Origin of the sequence: Marinobacter maritimus (assembly GCF_007671675.1) — a bacterium.
Taxonomy (GTDB): domain Bacteria; phylum Pseudomonadota; class Gammaproteobacteria; order Pseudomonadales; family Oleiphilaceae; genus Marinobacter; species Marinobacter maritimus.
In genome coordinates, this window is sequence record NZ_VCGW01000003.1 from 110,418 (window position 1) to 127,469 (window position 17,052).

General features: G+C 55.2%; 16 protein-coding genes. 10 read left to right on the forward strand and 6 right to left on the reverse strand.

Features of this window, described 5'->3' with window-relative positions; translation table 11 throughout:
* Positions 1-52 precede the first annotated feature (52 nt).
* From FFI90_RS12710 to FFI90_RS12735, 6 genes are all read left to right on the forward strand, one after another.
* Entirely contained in the window at positions 53-1,459 is a 1,407-nt protein-coding gene (locus FFI90_RS12710) for a sodium:solute symporter family transporter (protein WP_144778448.1), read from the forward strand.
* Positions 1,456-2,409 (forward strand): hypothetical protein, encoded by a 954-nt coding sequence (locus FFI90_RS12715; RefSeq protein ID WP_144778449.1) that lies wholly within the window; start codon positions 1,456-1,458, stop codon positions 2,407-2,409. Before FFI90_RS12710 ends, FFI90_RS12715 begins: the two co-directional genes overlap by 4 nt.
* 149 nt (positions 2,410-2,558) lie before the next feature.
* Complete coding sequence (gene ectA, locus FFI90_RS12720) at positions 2,559-3,074, forward strand: diaminobutyrate acetyltransferase (protein ID WP_144778450.1); 516 nt, start codon at positions 2,559-2,561, stop codon at positions 3,072-3,074.
* A 146-nt stretch (positions 3,075-3,220) separates the two neighbouring features.
* A complete protein-coding gene (ectB, locus tag FFI90_RS12725) occupies positions 3,221-4,489 on the forward strand; it encodes a diaminobutyrate--2-oxoglutarate transaminase (RefSeq protein ID WP_144778451.1) in 1,269 nt (422 codons plus the stop codon).
* Between the two features lie 51 nt (positions 4,490-4,540).
* Positions 4,541-5,983, forward strand: coding sequence for an aspartate kinase (locus FFI90_RS12730; RefSeq protein ID WP_144778452.1), 1,443 nt, complete (start codon positions 4,541-4,543; stop codon positions 5,981-5,983).
* A 104-nt stretch (positions 5,984-6,087) separates the two neighbouring features.
* Entirely contained in the window at positions 6,088-7,086 is a 999-nt protein-coding gene (locus FFI90_RS12735) for a sigma-70 family RNA polymerase sigma factor (RefSeq protein ID WP_144778453.1), read from the forward strand.
* Here FFI90_RS12735 and FFI90_RS12740 read toward each other — a convergent pair.
* The 4 genes from FFI90_RS12740 to pdxH all read right to left on the reverse strand — a co-directional run bounded on the left by FFI90_RS12740 (position 7,083) and on the right by pdxH (position 9,720).
* Positions 7,083-7,532 carry a DUF3429 domain-containing protein gene (locus FFI90_RS12740; RefSeq protein ID WP_144778454.1) on the reverse strand — a complete coding sequence of 150 codons (450 nt, stop codon included), beginning with the start codon at positions 7,530-7,532 and terminating at the stop codon, positions 7,083-7,085. The two genes, FFI90_RS12735 and FFI90_RS12740, sit on opposite strands and share 4 nt — an antisense overlap.
* Before the next feature lie 158 nt (positions 7,533-7,690).
* Entirely contained in the window at positions 7,691-8,311 is a 621-nt protein-coding gene (locus FFI90_RS12745) for a DNA-3-methyladenine glycosylase I (protein WP_144778455.1), read from the reverse strand.
* Positions 8,312-8,333: 22 nt separating this feature from the next.
* On the reverse strand, positions 8,334-9,116 hold the full coding sequence (locus FFI90_RS12750; RefSeq protein WP_144778456.1) for a 4'-phosphopantetheinyl transferase family protein: 783 nt from the start codon (positions 9,114-9,116) through the stop codon (positions 8,334-8,336).
* Complete coding sequence (gene pdxH / locus FFI90_RS12755) at positions 9,085-9,720, reverse strand: pyridoxamine 5'-phosphate oxidase (protein ID WP_144778457.1); 636 nt, start codon at positions 9,718-9,720, stop codon at positions 9,085-9,087. Before pdxH ends, FFI90_RS12750 begins: the two co-directional genes overlap by 32 nt.
* Before the next feature lie 460 nt (positions 9,721-10,180).
* On the opposite strand from pdxH, the gene FFI90_RS12760 reads away from it, so the two are divergent.
* Positions 10,181-13,012, forward strand: coding sequence for a DUF748 domain-containing protein (locus FFI90_RS12760; protein WP_144778458.1), 2,832 nt, complete (start codon positions 10,181-10,183; stop codon positions 13,010-13,012).
* A gap of 43 nt (positions 13,013-13,055) precedes the next feature.
* On the forward strand, positions 13,056-13,649 hold the full coding sequence (gene yfbR / locus FFI90_RS12765; protein ID WP_144778459.1) for a 5'-deoxynucleotidase: 594 nt from the start codon (positions 13,056-13,058) through the stop codon (positions 13,647-13,649).
* Positions 13,650-13,681: 32 nt separating this feature from the next.
* Here yfbR and FFI90_RS12770 read toward each other — a convergent pair whose 3' ends face one another.
* Together FFI90_RS12770 and FFI90_RS12775 are read right to left on the reverse strand one after the other, a co-directional pair.
* Positions 13,682-14,716: an SPFH domain-containing protein gene (locus FFI90_RS12770; protein WP_144778460.1), complete on the reverse strand. Its 1,035-nt coding sequence runs from the start codon at positions 14,714-14,716 to the stop codon at positions 13,682-13,684.
* A 2-nt stretch (positions 14,717-14,718) separates the two neighbouring features.
* Positions 14,719-15,177, reverse strand: coding sequence for an NfeD family protein (locus tag FFI90_RS12775; protein WP_144778461.1), 459 nt, complete (start codon positions 15,175-15,177; stop codon positions 14,719-14,721).
* 201 nt (positions 15,178-15,378) lie between these two features.
* Here FFI90_RS12775 and FFI90_RS12780 point away from each other — a divergent pair, with 201 nt between their 5' ends.
* Both FFI90_RS12780 and FFI90_RS12785 read left to right on the forward strand, forming a co-directional pair.
* Positions 15,379-16,194, forward strand: coding sequence for an SDR family NAD(P)-dependent oxidoreductase (locus FFI90_RS12780; RefSeq protein WP_144778462.1), 816 nt, complete (start codon positions 15,379-15,381; stop codon positions 16,192-16,194).
* 31 nt (positions 16,195-16,225) lie between these two features.
* On the forward strand, positions 16,226-17,029 hold the full coding sequence (locus FFI90_RS12785; RefSeq protein WP_144778463.1) for a class II glutamine amidotransferase: 804 nt from the start codon (positions 16,226-16,228) through the stop codon (positions 17,027-17,029).
* Positions 17,030-17,052 lie beyond the last annotated feature (23 nt).

Consider the following 17,052-nt stretch of genomic DNA (forward strand, 5'->3'; position numbering starts at 1 on the left):
CTCCTGTGCTGAACATCGAAAAACCCCTGGATAAAACGAGGAAACATACAAGGTGAACATTACAGAAGCCTCCCTGTTTTGGGGGTTCCTGCTGGTTTATGGCGTGGTTATGTACGTGCTGTCGCCGAAAAGCAGGAATGCGAACTCTTTTTACAAAGGCGCGGATGATCAGGGTAATCCGGTTAGTCAGTGGTCGCTGACGGCGAGTATTTTTATCAGCTGGATTTTTGCCAAGTCAGTGACCAATGCGGCGAATCTGGGGGCGGATTACGGGGTGGTCGGGGGGCTGGCTTATGCCAGTTACTGGCTTTCGATTCCGATGGCCGGGTACATCATTTACCTGATTCGTACGCAGACCGGCGCGCGCAGTTTGCAGGATTTTCTTACCTCGCGGTTTGGGCGTCTGGCCGGGCTGGCGTTTGCGGCGGCTATTCTGATCCGGCTTTATAACGAGGTTTGGAGCAACACGGCGGTTGTGGGCGGTTACTTCGGGTTGCCCGGGGAGTGGGAGTATTATGTTGCCGCTATGGTGTTCACGGCGTTTACGCTGGCCTACAGCCTGAAGGGCGGGCTGCGCTCTTCGATTTTTACCGATGTGATTCAGACTTTTGTATTCGTGTTTTTCCTGGGTGCAGTGTTGTTCATGATTATCCCTTCCAACGATTCCGCCGTTTTGCTGAGTGAGGGCGAATTCCGGTTAAACGCAGGGTTTGATTTGTTGCTGGTGGCTCTGTTGCAGATGTTCAGCTACCCGTTTCACGACCCGGTGCTGACGGACCGTGGGTTTGTGAACAAGGAAAAAACCATGCTCAAGAGCTTTGTGGTTGCGGGCTTGTTGGGCTTTGTCGCAGTGTTTTTGTTCAGCCTGGTGGGCGTTCACGCACGCCTTAATGGTATCGACGTCATGGGCAATGCGCCGGTGGCGGTGGGGCAATCATTGGGGCTGGCGGCTTTGTTTTTCATGAGTGTGGTGATGATGACGTCTGCGGGCTCTACTCTGGATTCAACCTTTACCTCGTTGGCGAAATCTCTGGCGGTGGATCTGCCGCGGCTGGTGCAAGGTGCTAAAGACCGACTGCCGAGCATGCGTGTGGGTGCTGTGGTGATGATCGTGTTTGCGGTAATTGGCAATCTACCGATGTTCGCTGGCACGGATATTCTTAAGGCCACCACTGTTTCCGGCACGATGGTGATGGGGTTGGCGCCAGTGTTTCTGTTCTATGGGTTCACCCGCTGGTCACCGTGGAGTTTTCATCTCAGCTTCTGGACGGGGCTTGGGCTTGGCGTTCTTTTGGCGGCGGGGCTTATTCCGGCGAGCTGGGCGATCGGGGATGGCAAGTACGCCACGCTGTTGGGCGTTAACGCCTACGGGTTCCTGATCTGCACCGCTGGTTTCTTCCTGCCGCTGGCTGTTCGCCTGCTGGCCGGGAAAACTCTGGCGGCGGGAGAGGCGCGATGACGGAAGGCCGCAGCTGTCCTTTGGCTTATCGCTATCAACCCGCTTCTTTGTGCGCGGAGCCCGTGCCGGTTACTGAAGAGGTTCTGTATGTCATTGGCGGGCTGTACGGCAACCCGTTTGCGCTTGATGAAATCGAGAACATGGCGCTTGCGGAAGAGCGGCAAGGGCGCAGCGTAAAGTTAGTGTTCAACGGTGATTTCAACTGGTTTAACGCCAGTGATGAGCTGTTCCGCGATATCAACAGCCGGGTACTGAGCCACACGGCCAGTCTGGGCAATGTGGACTATGAACTGGCGACGCCGAGTAGCGGTGCCGGGTGCGGCTGCGCCTACCCCGAGTTTGTGGATCAGGCTGTGGTGGAGCGCTCGAATCAGATCATGGCGCGGCTACAGACACTTGCCGAAGCGCATCCGGATATTCAGAAGCGGCTGGCCGCTCTTCCAAGATATCACTGCCTGTTGTTTGGAGGCCTAAAGATTCTGGTGTTGCATGGTGATCCGGAATCTCTGGCGGGTTGGGGCCTGGCTCACGAGTCCTTCTCTGCGGGTAACGAGCAAAATCTGGGCCAGTGGTTCCGGGCCTCCGGGGCCGATGTGATAGCGTCTACCCACACTTGCCTGCCCGTGCTCTGGTCGGGCGACGTGGAAAGTCGGTCTTGCATCGTCGCCAATAATGGCTCATCCGGTATGGGTAACCTTAGTGCGGATGCCCGAGGGCTGGTCACTCGCATAAGCCGCACGGCTTCAGCGCTTGAGCCGGTGGCCGGGCTGATTGCCGAAAGTGGGCTTCGGGTAGATCTGATACCTGTAAACTATAACGTCAGTGCATGGTTGGAGCAGTTTGATCGCCTCTGGCCTGCGGACTCACCGGCAGCCAACTCGTACCGTGAGCGCCTCCTGAAAGGCACGTCTCTCACTCCTGGCGACCTCGTTTTCCCTTCGATTATTTAATCTTTTCTGCGCTGACGAATACGTTAAACCGGTCTATTCTTGAGGTAACAGGCTAGTCTTCCCAAGGCAGTGCTTGGCGGCCCGACTTGAATTATATTTTGTGGTCTATATAATTTACCTCTAACTTTCTAAGGTGAACTACCTACGTTATGACTTCAGAAGGATCGAATACCACCGCCATCACCCTGCGTACACCCGCCAAGGATGATGGCTTCAGGCTCCACCAGTTGGTAGCGGAATGCCCTCCTCTGGATGCCAACTCTATATACTGCAACCTTTTGCAGTGCAGCCATTTCGCCGACACCGGCGTTGCTGCAGAGAAGGACGGCGATCTCGTCGGCTTTATCTCCGGATACATCCCTCCCCAAAAGTCCGAAACTGTATTTGTCTGGCAGGTAGCCGTTCACGAGAAGGGTCGTGGGCAGGGTCTGGCCAAGCGGATGTTGAAGGAAATCGTGTCACGGGCAGCGTGCAAAAACGTGACCCACATGGAAACCACAATTACTGCCGATAACGAAGCATCTTGGGCATTGTTCCGTTCGTTTGCGCGGGACATGGGTGCCGAACTTGAGCACCATGAGCATTTCGAGAAAGACACCCATTTTGGCGGCAAGCACGATTCCGAGTTTTTGCTGCGCATCGGGCCGTTTACCAAGAAGCCCTGAGCCCATATGAAGCCCAGAGAGCATAAAAAGCCCTGAGCATTTTTTAAGCGGCGCCATGCCTGCTCATGTGCACTAGCCTCAGAGCTATCTTTTAAAGAACCCTATTGAATAGGCCGAATAGGCCGAACAGGCCAAGAGGTAAAACTATGGAAATTTTCAAGACCACTGAATCCGAAGTACGTGTATACAGCCGTGCCTTCCCGGTGATTTTTAATCGCGCCAAGAACGCGCATCTTTACACTGAAGATGGCAAGCAGTATCTGGATTTTCTGGCCGGTGCCGGTTCACTGAACTACGGTCATAACAACGACATTTTGAAAAAAGCACTGCTTGAATACATCGAAGCAGACGGCGTGAGCCAGGGTCTGGATCTATTCACCACGGCCAAGCATGACTTCATTGAGTCCTACAAGAAGTACATCCTGGACCCGCGTGGCCTGGACTACAAGATGCAGTTTACTGGCCCGACCGGTACCAACTGCGTGGAAGCAGCCCTGAAGCTGGCCCGCAAAGTGAAGGGCCGTAGTGGTATTATCTCTTTCACCAACGGTTTTCATGGCGTGACTCTGGGCGCGGTTGCTGCAACCGGTAACAAGCATCATCGTGGTGGTGCGGGCGTTCCACTATCGGGCGTAGACTTCATGTTCTACGACGGCTATCTGGGTGAGAACGTTGATACTCTGGAGGTGATGGACAAGTTGCTTTCTGACAGCTCTTCCGGTGTTGAGCTGCCTGCTGCGGTTATCGTGGAAGCGATTCAGGGCGAAGGTGGTCTGAATGCTGCCCGCGCCGAGTGGCTGAAAGGCTTGGAAACCCTGTGCAAGAAACACGACATTCTGCTGATTCTGGACGATATCCAGGCAGGTAATGGTCGGACCGGTGACTTCTTCAGCTTTGAGTTTGCAGGCATCAAACCTGATATTGTGACGGTGTCCAAGTCCCTGAGTGGTTATGGTCTACCCATGGCGCTGGTGCTGTTCAGGCCAGAGCTGGATGTTTGGACCTCAGGTGAGCACAACGGTACCTTCCGTGGCAACAACATGGCGTTCATCACTGCCCGCGCCGCTGTTGATACCTATTGGAAAGATGACAAGTTTGCCAACGAAGTGAAGGAAAAGACTCAGGTTCTGGGCGATGCGCTGCAGGCGATTTGCGATAAGTACCCGGGTCAGTTCAAAATGAAAGGGCGCGGCCTGATGCGCGGCATTGAGGCGGCTAACGCGGACATCACAGGCGCGATTACCCAGCGCGCTTTCGAGCACGGCCTGATCATTGAGACCAGTGGTCCGAATGATGAAGTCATCAAATGCCTGATGCCGCTGACAACCAGCAAGGATGACCTGAAACTGGGTGCCGAACTGCTGGCAAAAAGTGTGGATGAAATCATGCAGGAAGGAATCAGCGAGGCGTCGTAAGACGCCCCGTCGCCAAGAAAATTCATTCTGCAGGGTAGCTAAGGTAGAACTATGACTAGTCAATTACATACCGTCGAAAAAATCGGCGGTACGTCAATGAGTAACTACGAAGCCGTGCGCGATAACATCATCGTTGCGGACCGTAGCAAGGAAGATCTCTATCAGCGTATTTTCGTGGTGTCGGCCTACAGTGGTGTGACCAACGAGTTGTTGGAGCACAAGAAGACAGGCGAGCCGGGCGTTTATGCACTGTTCGCCGATGCGGAATCTGACTGGGCCTGGAATGATGATCTCACCCAACTGATCAAGTTTGTTACGGACATCAACGGCGAGCTGTTTGAAGATCCTATGCTCAAACAGCAGGCGGATCAGTTCATTACTGATCGTGTTGAAGGTGTTCGCGGGTGTTTGATCGATCTGCAACGCCTGTGTTCTTACGGCCAGTTCCAGCTCGAAGAGCACCTGCTGACCGTTCGTGAAATGCTTGCAGGTATTGGTGAGGCCCACAGCGCGTTCAACACGACGCTTAAGCTGCAGCAAGAAGGGATCAATGCACGCTTTGTGGACCTAACCGGCTGGCGCGACACGGAGCTGCTGCCGCTGGACGAAAAGCTGAAGCAGACGTTTGCCTCCGTTGATCTGAGCCGTGAATTGCCGATCGTAACCGGCTATGCCCAGTGCAAGGAAGGCCTGATGCGTACCTTTGATCGGGGCTACAGTGAGATGACGTTCAGCCGTGTGGCGGTCATGACAGAAGCCCGCGAAGCCATCATCCACAAGGAATACCATCTGAGTTCTGCCGATCCCAATATTGTAGGCGCAGAGAAAGTGGTCCCCCTGGGTCGCACCAACTACGATGTGGCCGACCAGCTGGCAAACCTGGGTATGGAAGCGATTCACCCCCGTGCCGGTAAAGGCTTGCGTCAGTCAGAAATTCCGTTGCGAGTGATGAACACTTTTGAGCCGGAACATACCGGCACTCTGATCACTGGCGATTATGTGAGCGAAAAGCCACAGGTCGAGATTATTGCCGGTGCCAAAGGTGTGTTTGCCATTGAGGTATTTGATCAGGACATGCAGGGAGAGCCCGGATCGGACCGTCGCATCCTCGAGATCCTGAGCCGCTTCAAAGTACGCTTTATGGCCAAGGATACCAACGCCAACAGTATTACTCATTACGTAGACAGCACCCTGAAACACGTAAAACGCGTGGTGAAGGCGCTGAAAGATGAGTTCCCCAACGGTGAGATCAGTACCCGTAAAGTGGCTGTGGTTTCCGCAATTGGCAGCGATATAAAGATGCCCGGCATTCTTGCGCGGTCGGTCAAGGTGTTGGCTGACGAGGAAATTAACGTGCTGGCTCTGCACCAGTGCATGCGCCAGGTTGATATCCAGTTTGTGGTTGATGAAGACAACTATGAAAAAGCGATCATTGCTTTGCATGGTGTTCTTGTCGAGCCCCATAATCACGGCTACGCGATTGTTGCTGCCTGAGTGGTGTAGCCGTGGGTAGATTCGTGCGCCGGCAGGGCCGCCGGCGATGAATCCATCCAGGGTATGAGGACGTATCCTCTGTAAATTCCAACGGGTACCGAGCCATGTTAAATACCGACAGGCCGGGGCCGTCTCCTAAAATGCCCAATGATGGTGAAAGGGATTCTCTGGTTGGGCTGTATTTCAGGGATGCGTCCCGGTACGAAATGCTTACAGAGGTGTCTGAACGCCGCCTATCCCGCAAACTGACGCGATGTTATCGCGTGATCAGCGCAGAACTCGCGCTGCCTGACGACGCACCCCAAACATTCCGCGCTGTCATAGGCAGCCTTGGCGACGCTTGCGCCTTTTCACCCAAGTGTCGCCGTGCATTCCATCTTGCCAACACCTGTCGTCGCAAGTTTATTCAGAGCAACTTGCGTCTGGCTGTGCACATTGCTCGCCGTTACAACCAGCACGGCATTCCCATGTCTGATCTGATTCAGGACGCGAATGTTGGGCTGATCAAAGCGGTTGAGCGTTTTGACCCTACCCGCGGATTCCGCTTTTCTACTTACGCATACTGGTGGATCAGTGAAGAGGTCAAGCGGTGTTTGCAGCGGGGTGCCCGACTCGTTCACACGCCGGAAAACGTGGTGAATGAAATCCGCAACCTGCACAAAGTATCGTTGCAGATGCACCAGAATCTCGGACGTATGCCGTCCCAGACAGAGCTTGCACAAGCGATGGAAGCAACGCCCTCGCGGATTGGAGAGCTCCGGGCGCTGGCCTGGCGGGAAATATCAACGGACGTCCCCTTGATTGACGATGGTTCAATCACCCTGGGTGACAGCCTTGAAGCCGACAAGCACGCGAGCCCGGAGCACCGGATGTCGGGCCGCGATGATCGCCGGGCCTTGAAATCCTTGTTCAGCGAGCTCACTGATCGGGAGCAGGCTATTTTGTCACGCCGCTACGGTCTTGATCTGCCGGAACCGGAAACATTGCAGGTGATCTCTGACGACATGGGCATAAGCCGGGAGCGGGTGCGGCAGATCGAGAAATTGGCCTTGCGTAAATTGCAGGCGTTGGTCGAAGGGCCGGAGGAGTCTTTCCGGCTTTAATGCAGCAGGAAGAACCAGACACCAACGGTGAGCTGGCAAGCGACTGCGACGAGTGTCAGAAAAAGGCGCAAGCGAAGATACCAGACTGGCCAATACACCCGCATCCAGAGCGCATCGGTCATATACAGGGCAAGGAACGCCAGGGTGTAAAACACTATCTGCGCCGGCGTACTCAGAAGCAGGCCAACGCCCGCGGCGATAAAAAATACCTGGCTCAGCAACATGGTTACCAGCGGCGATAGCGGGTAGCAGCGATTATCCAACTGCATCGCTATGGGCCAGTAAACACCTGCCATGAAAGCCAGAATGCCCGCACTGTAGAGATAAAAATAGGCCAGCATAGCGACGCTATGCTGCGGCATCGCGAAAAGAGCAATAACACAGGCAATGAAGGGTATTAGCCCTGCCATCCCCACGAAAATCGCAAGTCTCGCTACCGAAATCACGGTTTTTGCCCCTGAACCTGCTGGCCTTCAATAGAGATGTTCTCAAGCAGGTCAATAACCTGCTTTGGCTGGGTTGCGAGTTGCTCCAGGGTAATTCTCACAGTAAAGCTCCGGGATACCTGATTCTCCAGAACTTACGAGCCGGCAGGCATTTAAGATCATTGGGCAAGCGAGCTGCACTGCGCGTGTTGCGGGCAAAAAACCATGTGGTCGTTAACCATACCGGTAGCCTGCATGAAGGCATAAACAATGGTGGGGCCAACAAAGGTAAAACCGGCGCGCTTGAGCGCTCGTGACATGGCCTCGGATTGTGGCGTTGTTACAGGCACTTCATCAAAACTGCGCCAGCTGTTCTGAATCGGGTTGTTTTCCACAAACGACCAGAGAAAGTGTGAAAATTCTGCGCCTTTCTCCTGCAGATCCAGAAACCCCCGGGCGTTTTTGATGATCGATTGTACTTTCAGTTTATTGCGCACAATGCCCGGATTTGCCAAAAGCTCGGCTACTTTGGCGTCGTTGTATTGAATGATTTTCTCCGGATTGAAGTGATCATAAGCGGCTCGATAGCTCTCCTGCTTGCGCAGAATGGTTATCCAGCTCAGGCCGGCCTGCTGGCCATCCAGACATAGCTTTTCAAACAGGGCCTGGCTGTCGTATTCGGGCCGGCCCCAAACGGTATCGTGGTAGTGCACATAGAGCGGATCGCTACCACACCATGAGCAGCGCTCGGTGGCGGCCGGGGCTGCGGGGGCTTTGTTGTCTTTGTGCGAAGCTGGCATAAATGGTTTCCCTGCTTACTTGTCAGCGCTTGGCTCGGATTCTGCGCTGGAACACCGGCTCCCAATGTGCGTCCAGTGGTTCTGCTGCGCTCAGGCTGTAATCGTCAGGGGGCGGTTCCAGCAACGTGATGGCTGGCCATGAGTCATTCTGGTTGCCCTCTGCCTGTCGGTAAACCAGTGTGCACAGAAACCCCTCGGTATAAAAGGCACAGGCCTGCCAGTGATTGTCTGGTTGGTCGCCGTAGAGCTCAAAATTCCTGCGCACTTCCAGAGTCTGAAGATTGCCGGCAATGCCCCGGCCAGTAGCCTTCAGCCAGGCTTCCTTTAATGTCCAGGCGCGGAGAAAGGTGTGAGAGTCGTTTTCTTTGAACAGCCATTCCTGCTCAACGGGAGAAAACCAGCGTTTAACCACCTTTTGCCATTGGGGATGGCGCTTGCTGGGCTCAATGTCTATTCCCAGCGCAGATCCATATTCAGTGGCACAGGCAGACAGACCATGGCTATGGCTCAGAGAGAGGTGCCAGCCCGCCGGGCAGGCAGAGGTTGTGGGGCGCCCCTCCACCGGGCAGCACAGGTCAGGCGTTATGGAGCCTGCTCTGCTCAAAGCCTGGCGTATCAGCCAGCGGCTGGTGAGGAACTCTGCCGCGCGGGTGCCGCTGAGCCCGGAAAATTTCTCGCGCTCATGAGCCGTTAACCAATCCGGTGCAATGTCCGGCAATTGCCCAGTCTGATGGCACAGCTTGATGGTCGGTTTCCGTCGAGCGCCGGTAAAATCAGGGCTGGAGTCGTTGGATGAGCCAGTCATCGCCTTTCCTCACGTATTCAAACCGATCATGGAGGCGGCTGGGACGGCCCTGCCAGAACTCGATGCGTTCAGGTACAACGCGGTAGCCGCCCCAGAAACCTGGCAATGGCACTTCACCTTTACTGAACTTGCGCTTCATTTCCGCCACTTTCTGCTCCAGCAGCCCCCGTGAGGTGATGGCCTTGCTCTGTTCCGATACCCAGGCGCCTATCTGGCTGCCTCTTGGGCGCGAGGCAAAGTACGTCAGGGATTCGGTTTTACTGACCTTTTCGACCTGGCCCTGAATGCACACCTGCCGATTCAGGCCAATCCAGGGGAACAACAGGGCGGCCCTTGGGTTTTCCGCAATCTCATGGGCTTTACGGCTTTCGTAATTGGTATAGAACACGAATCCGCGCTCATCAAAGTACTTTAGCAGCACCGTGCGCAAATCGGGCATGCTGTTCGCGCCGGCGGTGGCGAGTGACATGGCATTGGGCTCGAGAATACCGGCTTCCCGGGCATGGCTGAACCAGGTCTCGAATTGCTGAACCGGGTCGTCGCTCAGCGCCTCGCGATCGAGCCCCTCACTTTCAAAATCGCGACGCATATCGCCGATGTCCATAAACTTTCCCTTCACTCGCGTTTAAAAATAACAAGGAGTAACTACGACGGCTGAGCATATCGGGTTCATGTTCGCCTGTCAGCGATCCTCGTGTCGTAATCGTTTACATAAAGCCAATAAAATGTGAAAGCTGGTTCACGTTCAATTCGTACCTTTCGGCAACTCGCTTCAGGCCAGTAACACCGGCCTGAGCGAAGAGGCACTCAACCTGGTGGTAAACGAGATCAGCCAATCACTAAGCGATCAGATGTCCGAAGATGTATTTCTGGCCAGGTATTCAGCCAGAAGTTTCGTTGTTCTGGTACCGGAATATGAAATCGCCCACCACGCCTTTATGTACAAGCGGAGCAAGTATTGGAAGGCAAACGTCGGAGCAGCTGACAAACCGGCACCTGGCCGACTATCCTTGTAAGCATGTAGAAGGGCAAGATCGCCCCGGTATTCCGCCGCTTCTGAGGAGATGCCTGTGGCCCAGAGCCGTCAACACAGTCGTATACCCAGGAATCTGTTGATCGGATCCCTGGTTCTTTTGGTTTTGTACAGCCTTGCAGGTTTTCTGGTGCTGCCCTGGTGGCTGAAGCGTGCTTTGCCTGATCAGATGGAACAGCACATGGGGTGGCAGACGGATGTTGGTGACATTCGCAGCAATCCGTTTGCGCTTAGTGTGGAAGCTCTGGAGCTGTCTGCGCAGGATAACGACAATGAAAGGGTGCTGGGCTTTGATCGCCTGTATATCAATCTCGATTTCTTTGAGCTGATTCAGGGCGTTGTCGGGTTTGAGGCTATTGAGCTTGAAGAGCCGTTCATTCGATTGGATCTGCTGGAAGACTACAGCGTTAACTTCGCTCGGGACTTTCAGACTGCCAGTGCACGGGAAGAGGGTAAGCCCACAGAACCGGCTGAGGCGGAGGAAGATCAAGCGCCGCCCTCACTGTATTTTCAACAGATTACTGTAAACGGTGGCGTGCTGCTGTTCCGGGATTTCACGCAATCGGAAAAGGCAGAGTTCAGAATTACGCCGCTGGATCTGACCCTGAGCGACCTTGCTACCTGGCAACGGGACGACCGCAGCAGCGACTACCATCTGCAGGCCGCTGTGGGGAGTCAGACTCTCGAGTGGCAGGGCGATCTCAGCATTACGCCGCTTTATTCGAGCGGGAACCTCGCCATTTCTGACGTTGAATACAAGACTCTTGGGCATTTCCTTGCACCCTACCTCCCTTATGATTTGCGCGGTGGCAACGTAACCGCGCGTTCAGATTATGAGCTACAGGCAAGCGACGTTCTGTATCTGACGACCAGCAACGGCAAATTGTCGGTGGAGGATCTGGCTGTTGCTCCAGGTACACAGACTGAGCAGGCACGACTTACCACAGCATCCATTGCCATCGACGACATTGGATTCGATCTCAATAGCCGTGAAGCTCGCGTTGGGGAGATTACTCTGGAGCAGCCAGATATCGCTCTGGCACGTAACAAAGCGGGGGAAATCGACTGGATCGCTGCGTTTGACGCCGTTGCGAAGGAAAGCGGGAAGGCAGAATCAGACACTGAAGAGCCTGATCGTACCTCAGAGCAGCCTTTCCGTTGGTCTCTGGCGGGTATCAAGGTTTCCGGAGGGCGGGTGCTCTGGCAGGACCAGCAACCTGCTTCCCCTGCAGAGCTTTCATTGGAACAACTTTCATTTTCTACCGCTGGCATCAGCAGCGAGATAGAAGATCCGATTTCGTATCAGCTGCAGGCAGCGCTGGCCAGCGGCGGCACGCTCTCCCTGAACGGCCAGTTGGCACCTCAGCCCTTTACGCTTGAGGCGGCCATCGCCGGATCTGACATACGCCTGGCGGCGTTTGAGCCGTATTTGCAGGAGGCCGCCAACCTGGTGATTGCGGGGGGCACATTGGGGCTGGATGGAAATCTGGACCTGGACCGCCAGCAGGAACCCTTGACCGGTACCTTCAGTGGCACCGCAGAGGTTTCAGGGCTGAACCTTCAGCTTCCTGGCAGCAGTGATCGGCTGATCTCATGGCAAACGCTGCGTCTGGCACCCATTGAGTACAACGTACATCCGGCAAGGTTGGAAATTGGCACGGTTACCCTCGCCCAGCCGGCTATCAATCTGATACGCAACGCCAACAGCGTTCATAACATTGAAAAAATTGTCCGGCAGTCCGAAACTGCTGATACCTCCACATCGCCGCAACAGAACACGGGTGAAGACGCGCCGTTTATCTTCCGGATCGGCCAGCTGATGATTGAGAAAGGTGCGCTGGATTATACGGACCGTACCCTGGACCCGACCTTTACAACCTCGCTCGACCAGCTCAATGGCTCGATTACCGGCCTTAGTAATGTATCGCCGCAACAAGGCAAGGTATCCATGAAAGGTCGAGTGGGTGGCAGTGCCAGCGTGGAAGCGGAGGGTACGATTGGCACCTTGGGCACGGAAGAGACCAGCAATCTGAAGCTGACCATGAAAGACCTCTCCTTGCCCGCGCTTTCGCCCTACCTGGGGCGCTACCTGGGCTACGGCATCGACAGCGGGAAGTTGGAGCTGGATCTTGACTATGAAGTTACTGGCAGCCAGATAAATGGCTCGAACAGGGTGCTTATGGATCGTCTTGGCTTGGGGCAGCCCGTCGCCAGCGAAGAGGCTGTCAATGCACCGGTAAAACTCGGGTTAGCGCTGCTCAAGGACAGTGACGGAGTTATTGAGGTGAACCTGCCGATCAGCGGCGATTTGGACAGTCCGGACTTCAGAGTCGGCCAGGTTGTTATGCGAACGTTTGTGAATTTGCTGGCCAAGGCGGCCACATCACCGTTCAGTGTGCTTGGCTCAATTGCCGACCTTGCGGGCCTGAGTGGCGAAGAGCTGGGCCAGGTAAGCTTTGAACCGGGTACAGCCAGGCTGGCACCGGGAGAGGCGGAGAAGTTTACTGTTCTGGCGGACGCACTACTGGAACGCCCGGATCTGTTGTTGAACATCCGCGGCGGTGTTTCCCCTTCGGCCGACGGTCTGGTGCTTCTGCGGAAAGAGCTGGCCGCCGCCGAGGGTGGCGAGCTTTCAGAGCAGGATTGGGACGAGGCTCGTGAGGCCTATCTTGCCGGTGAACGGTCACTGGAGCCTGAGGTTCTGAATAACCTTGCCAGCGCGCGGGGTGCTTCGATGCAGGAAATACTGCGGGACACCCACGATGTGCCGGCGAGCCAGCTATTCATGCTCGACCCTTCACGTAACGCCGAGGTGTCGGACGATGGCAAGGTTATCGTCGGGTTTACGCTGGATCTGCGTTAAGGCTTCTATGGGTTAACAATGATGATTATAAGGAACCATTTACGTGTCACAGGCCGGTAGTCATTTTTTCGCTTACGTTTCCCGGCTGCGCTGGATCAAGCGTTGGGGACTGATGCGCAATGCGATCGAAGAGAATGTAGCAACCCACTCATGGGAAGTGGCCACTTTGGCCCACGCACTGGCGTTGATCCGCAACCGGCACTTCGATGGGCGTGTAAACGCCGATAAAATCGCGGCTGCCGCGCTTTACCATGATGCTACTGAAGTGATCACGGGCGATATGCCCACCCCTGTAAAGTATCACTCCAAGGTTATGCGTGAAGCTTTCGGTGATATTGAGCACAAAGCGGAGGCCGAGTTACTGGCACTGCTACCGGAAGATCTGCGTGAGGACTTTTCCCCTTATCTCCGGGAGTCTCAATTGCCAGCTGAGGATCGTGAACTGATCAAGGCAGCAGATCGCCTATCGGCCTGGTTGAAGTGTCAGGCGGAAGTGCGTGCGGGTAACCGCGAGTTTGAGCCGGCTGAGAAGCAGATTCGGCAGCGGCTTGAGCAAGAGGGGTTGCCCGAAGTGACCTACTTTATGGAAGTGTTTGCACCCAGCTATGAAGAGCCATTGGACAACTTGCTGGGCTGATGCCCTGCAAGTTGTCCGCACGCTTGTGAAAATCAGGCGTTGCTGGCACCACCTACAAGGCCGCCGCGCAAACCGTCCCGTTGCAGTGACTGGCGAACCACATCATCGGGGCTGCCGGCCAGTTCCCGGAACATACCCATGGAACCCAGCAGAGCAGAAGACTCGTAAGGTACAAACACCCGCTCGCCGTCTTTTGCCATGTTCGGCAATACCTTGATGTAGCTTTGCCCCAGCAGATAGCCGATAACCGTCTGCTTGTTTTGCTCGGTGTCGCCCATGGCACTGAGTACCAGACGAATGGACTCCTGTTCCCCCTGGGCGCGCAAAATAGCGGATTCCTTGTCGCCCTGGGCGTTCAGAATGGCAGATTCGCGCTGGCCCTGGGCCTTGGCAATCGCCGCAGTCTTTTCACCCTCGGCTTCGGTTACGGTGGCTCGGCGCTTGCGCTCTGCAGCCATCTGCAAACGCATGGCGTCTTCCACTTCTTCCGGCATGCTGATGTCCTGAACTTCCACCCGGGTCAGTTTCACCCCCCATTTTGAAGCAGGTTCTTCCATTTCGGCCTGAATGGCGTTGTTCACCTCGGCGCGGGATTCAAACAGTTTGTCCAGTTCCATCTTGCCCACTACCGAGCGAAGAGTGGTTTTGGCCAGTACTTCCACCGCCTGGCTCATGTTGGCTACTTCGTAAACGGCACGGCGCGGATCGATAATCTGGTAGTACAGGGCGCCGTTGATGGACACCGTAACGTTGTCGGTCGTAACCACCGGCTGTCCGGGAAAATCCATGACGGTTTCGCGACGGTCAATGCGGGTTTCATCGGTCATCATGGCCTGATAGTCCGAACCGGCGCGTAAATAGCGGATCATGGTGATGGGCCGGGGGCGTTCGATAAAAGGAATGATGATGTTAACGCCGCTTTCCAGAACGCGGTTAAACGAACCCAGGCGCTCAATAACCATAACTTCCGACTGCCGGATGATTACCAGCCCCTTGGCGATGATAGAAATGCCGATGATGACAACAATCAGGCTGATGATCAGCCCCGGTGTAATATAGGATTCCATGCTTACTGCTCCTTGTGTGTGACGGTTTGAACAACGGCCGTGGTGCCGTCGAATTGTCTGAAAATGACGTCGGTTCCTTCAGGGAAATCGGTAGCTCCGGTAGTTTCGTCCCTCAGGCGATAGAAGTCGCCGTTGACCTTGATGCCTGTAGCACCGTCGAAATCCCGCTTCAGTGTGTGGTAGCGCTGACCCTGCTCGACGCCGGTGCCGGTGGTTCCGTAAGCCACGCCTTTCGGCGAAAAGCGTGGGCGGATCCAACGAACAGCGATGGGCACCAGCAGGCCCGAGAACACGCCCATGCCAACAAGCTGCCATTCGAAAGTCATGCCGACATACGCCAGCACTGCCGTTAAAGCCGCGGCGATAGACAGTGCCAGCAGCAAAAGCACGCCGGATGTCAGCTCAGCCAAACCCAGCACGAGGGCCAGAATCAGCCAGAAATGCGTAATGCTCCATTCCATACAGAAAATCCGCAGGTTCAGGGTTTAAGAAATTCGCAAGGCCGGGGCCCAGCAGATCCGGGATTGTACCCAAAAGCCCGGGCCGAGTCAGAGTGGCCCAAGTGTCGTGTAAGACAGATATCCTTAGCCATATGCTGATCAAGGTCAGTTGTTAGAGTATCTTGTTTAATCAGCACAACACACAACAAGAGTCCAATGCCCATGAAAGATCTGAAAAACAAAGTAGCCGTCGTCACCGGAGCGGGTTCCGGAATCGGGCGAGCACTCGCCAATGCACTGGCGGTGCGCGGCTGCAGGCTGGCGCTGTCGGATGTTAACGAAGATGGATTGGCTGAAACGGCCGCGGCTCTCGCGGGCACGGAAGTCAGAACCTACAGGTTGGACGTGGGTGACAGAGACGCTATCTACGCCCATGCGGCGGAGGTGGTGAAAGATTTTGGCCAGGTTAACCTGATCATCAACAACGCCGGTGTTGCGCTCTCTGCAACGGTGAGGGAGATGACCGATGCGGATTTTGCGTGGATCATGGACATCGACTTCTGGGGCGTCGCCCATGGCACCCGTGCGTTCCTGCCGCACCTGATTGCCTCCGGTGATGGCCATGTGGTGAACATCTCCAGTGTGTTTGGCCTGATCGGCGTGCCTACGCAAAGCGCCTACAACGCAGCAAAATTTGCAGTTCGCGGCTTTACCGAGTCCCTGCGTCAGGAAATGAAGCTGGAGAAACAGCCCGTTGCTGTGAGCTGTGTGCACCCGGGCGGTATCCGCACCAATATTGCCAACTCGGCGCGCACTAGCCGGCCCAAAAGCGCGGAGGAACTGCGCAAAGGCTTTGATAAACTGGCCATGACCACGCCGGAAAAAGCTGCGGAAACGATTGTAAAAGGCATTCTCAAAAACGAGTCCCGCATTCTTGTGGGATCAGATGCCTGGGGTATTGATGCAATTAACCGCCTGCTGGGCTCGGCCTATCAGCCCTTGGTAGAGCGCTTTGCCGGCAAGAGTTTGTATCGCTGATCACAATAACCGCAAGGAATAACCTCGTTCTATGTGTGAGCTGCTGGCCATGAGTGCCAATACACCTACCGACCTTTGCTTCAGCTTCACCGGGCTGACCCGCAGAGGCGGCGACACTGGCCCCCACAAGGATGGCTGGGGTGTGGCTTTTTACGAGGGTAAGGGCGTGCGGGCCTTTCACGATGTGGACGCCAGCGCCAACTCACGGCTTGCTGAAGTGGTTCAGACTCACCCTATCAAAAGCGAAGTGGCGATCTGCCATATTCGCCAGGCCAATGTGGGTAAAATCTGTCTGGCCAATACCCATCCGTTTATGCGGGAGCTCTGGGGCCGCTACTGGGTGTTTGCCCACAACGGCCAGCTTTCCGCGTTTCAGTCTTCGCCAGGGTTTTACGAGCCTGTTGGCGGCACAGACAGTGAGGCGTTGTTCTGCGATATCCTCAATCACCTGCGTAGTCAATGTGATCGTAATGACTCGGTCGAGGCTATTACAGAGCGTTTGGTTCAGCTCTCAAAAGCCTATGCCGGCCAGGGTGTGTTCAACCTGTTGCTGAGCAACGGCGACTGGTTGTTTACCTACTGCACCACCAAAATGGCCAGCATCACCCGCCGCGCGCCTTTTCGCCCGGCGAGGCTGAAAGATGCCGACGTTATTGTGGATTTTGAGTCTGAAACAACGCCGAACGATATCGTGAGCGTTATCGTAACCGAGCCGCTGACCAGCGATGAGCAATGGAATATTTACCAGCCTGGCGAGTGGCGTTTGTGGCGCAAAGGTGTTGTGGTGGCGAAAGGCATTGCGGTGAACGAACAGAACGTTGCGCCGGGAAACTAGACTGGCCGGCGCTACTTTTTGGG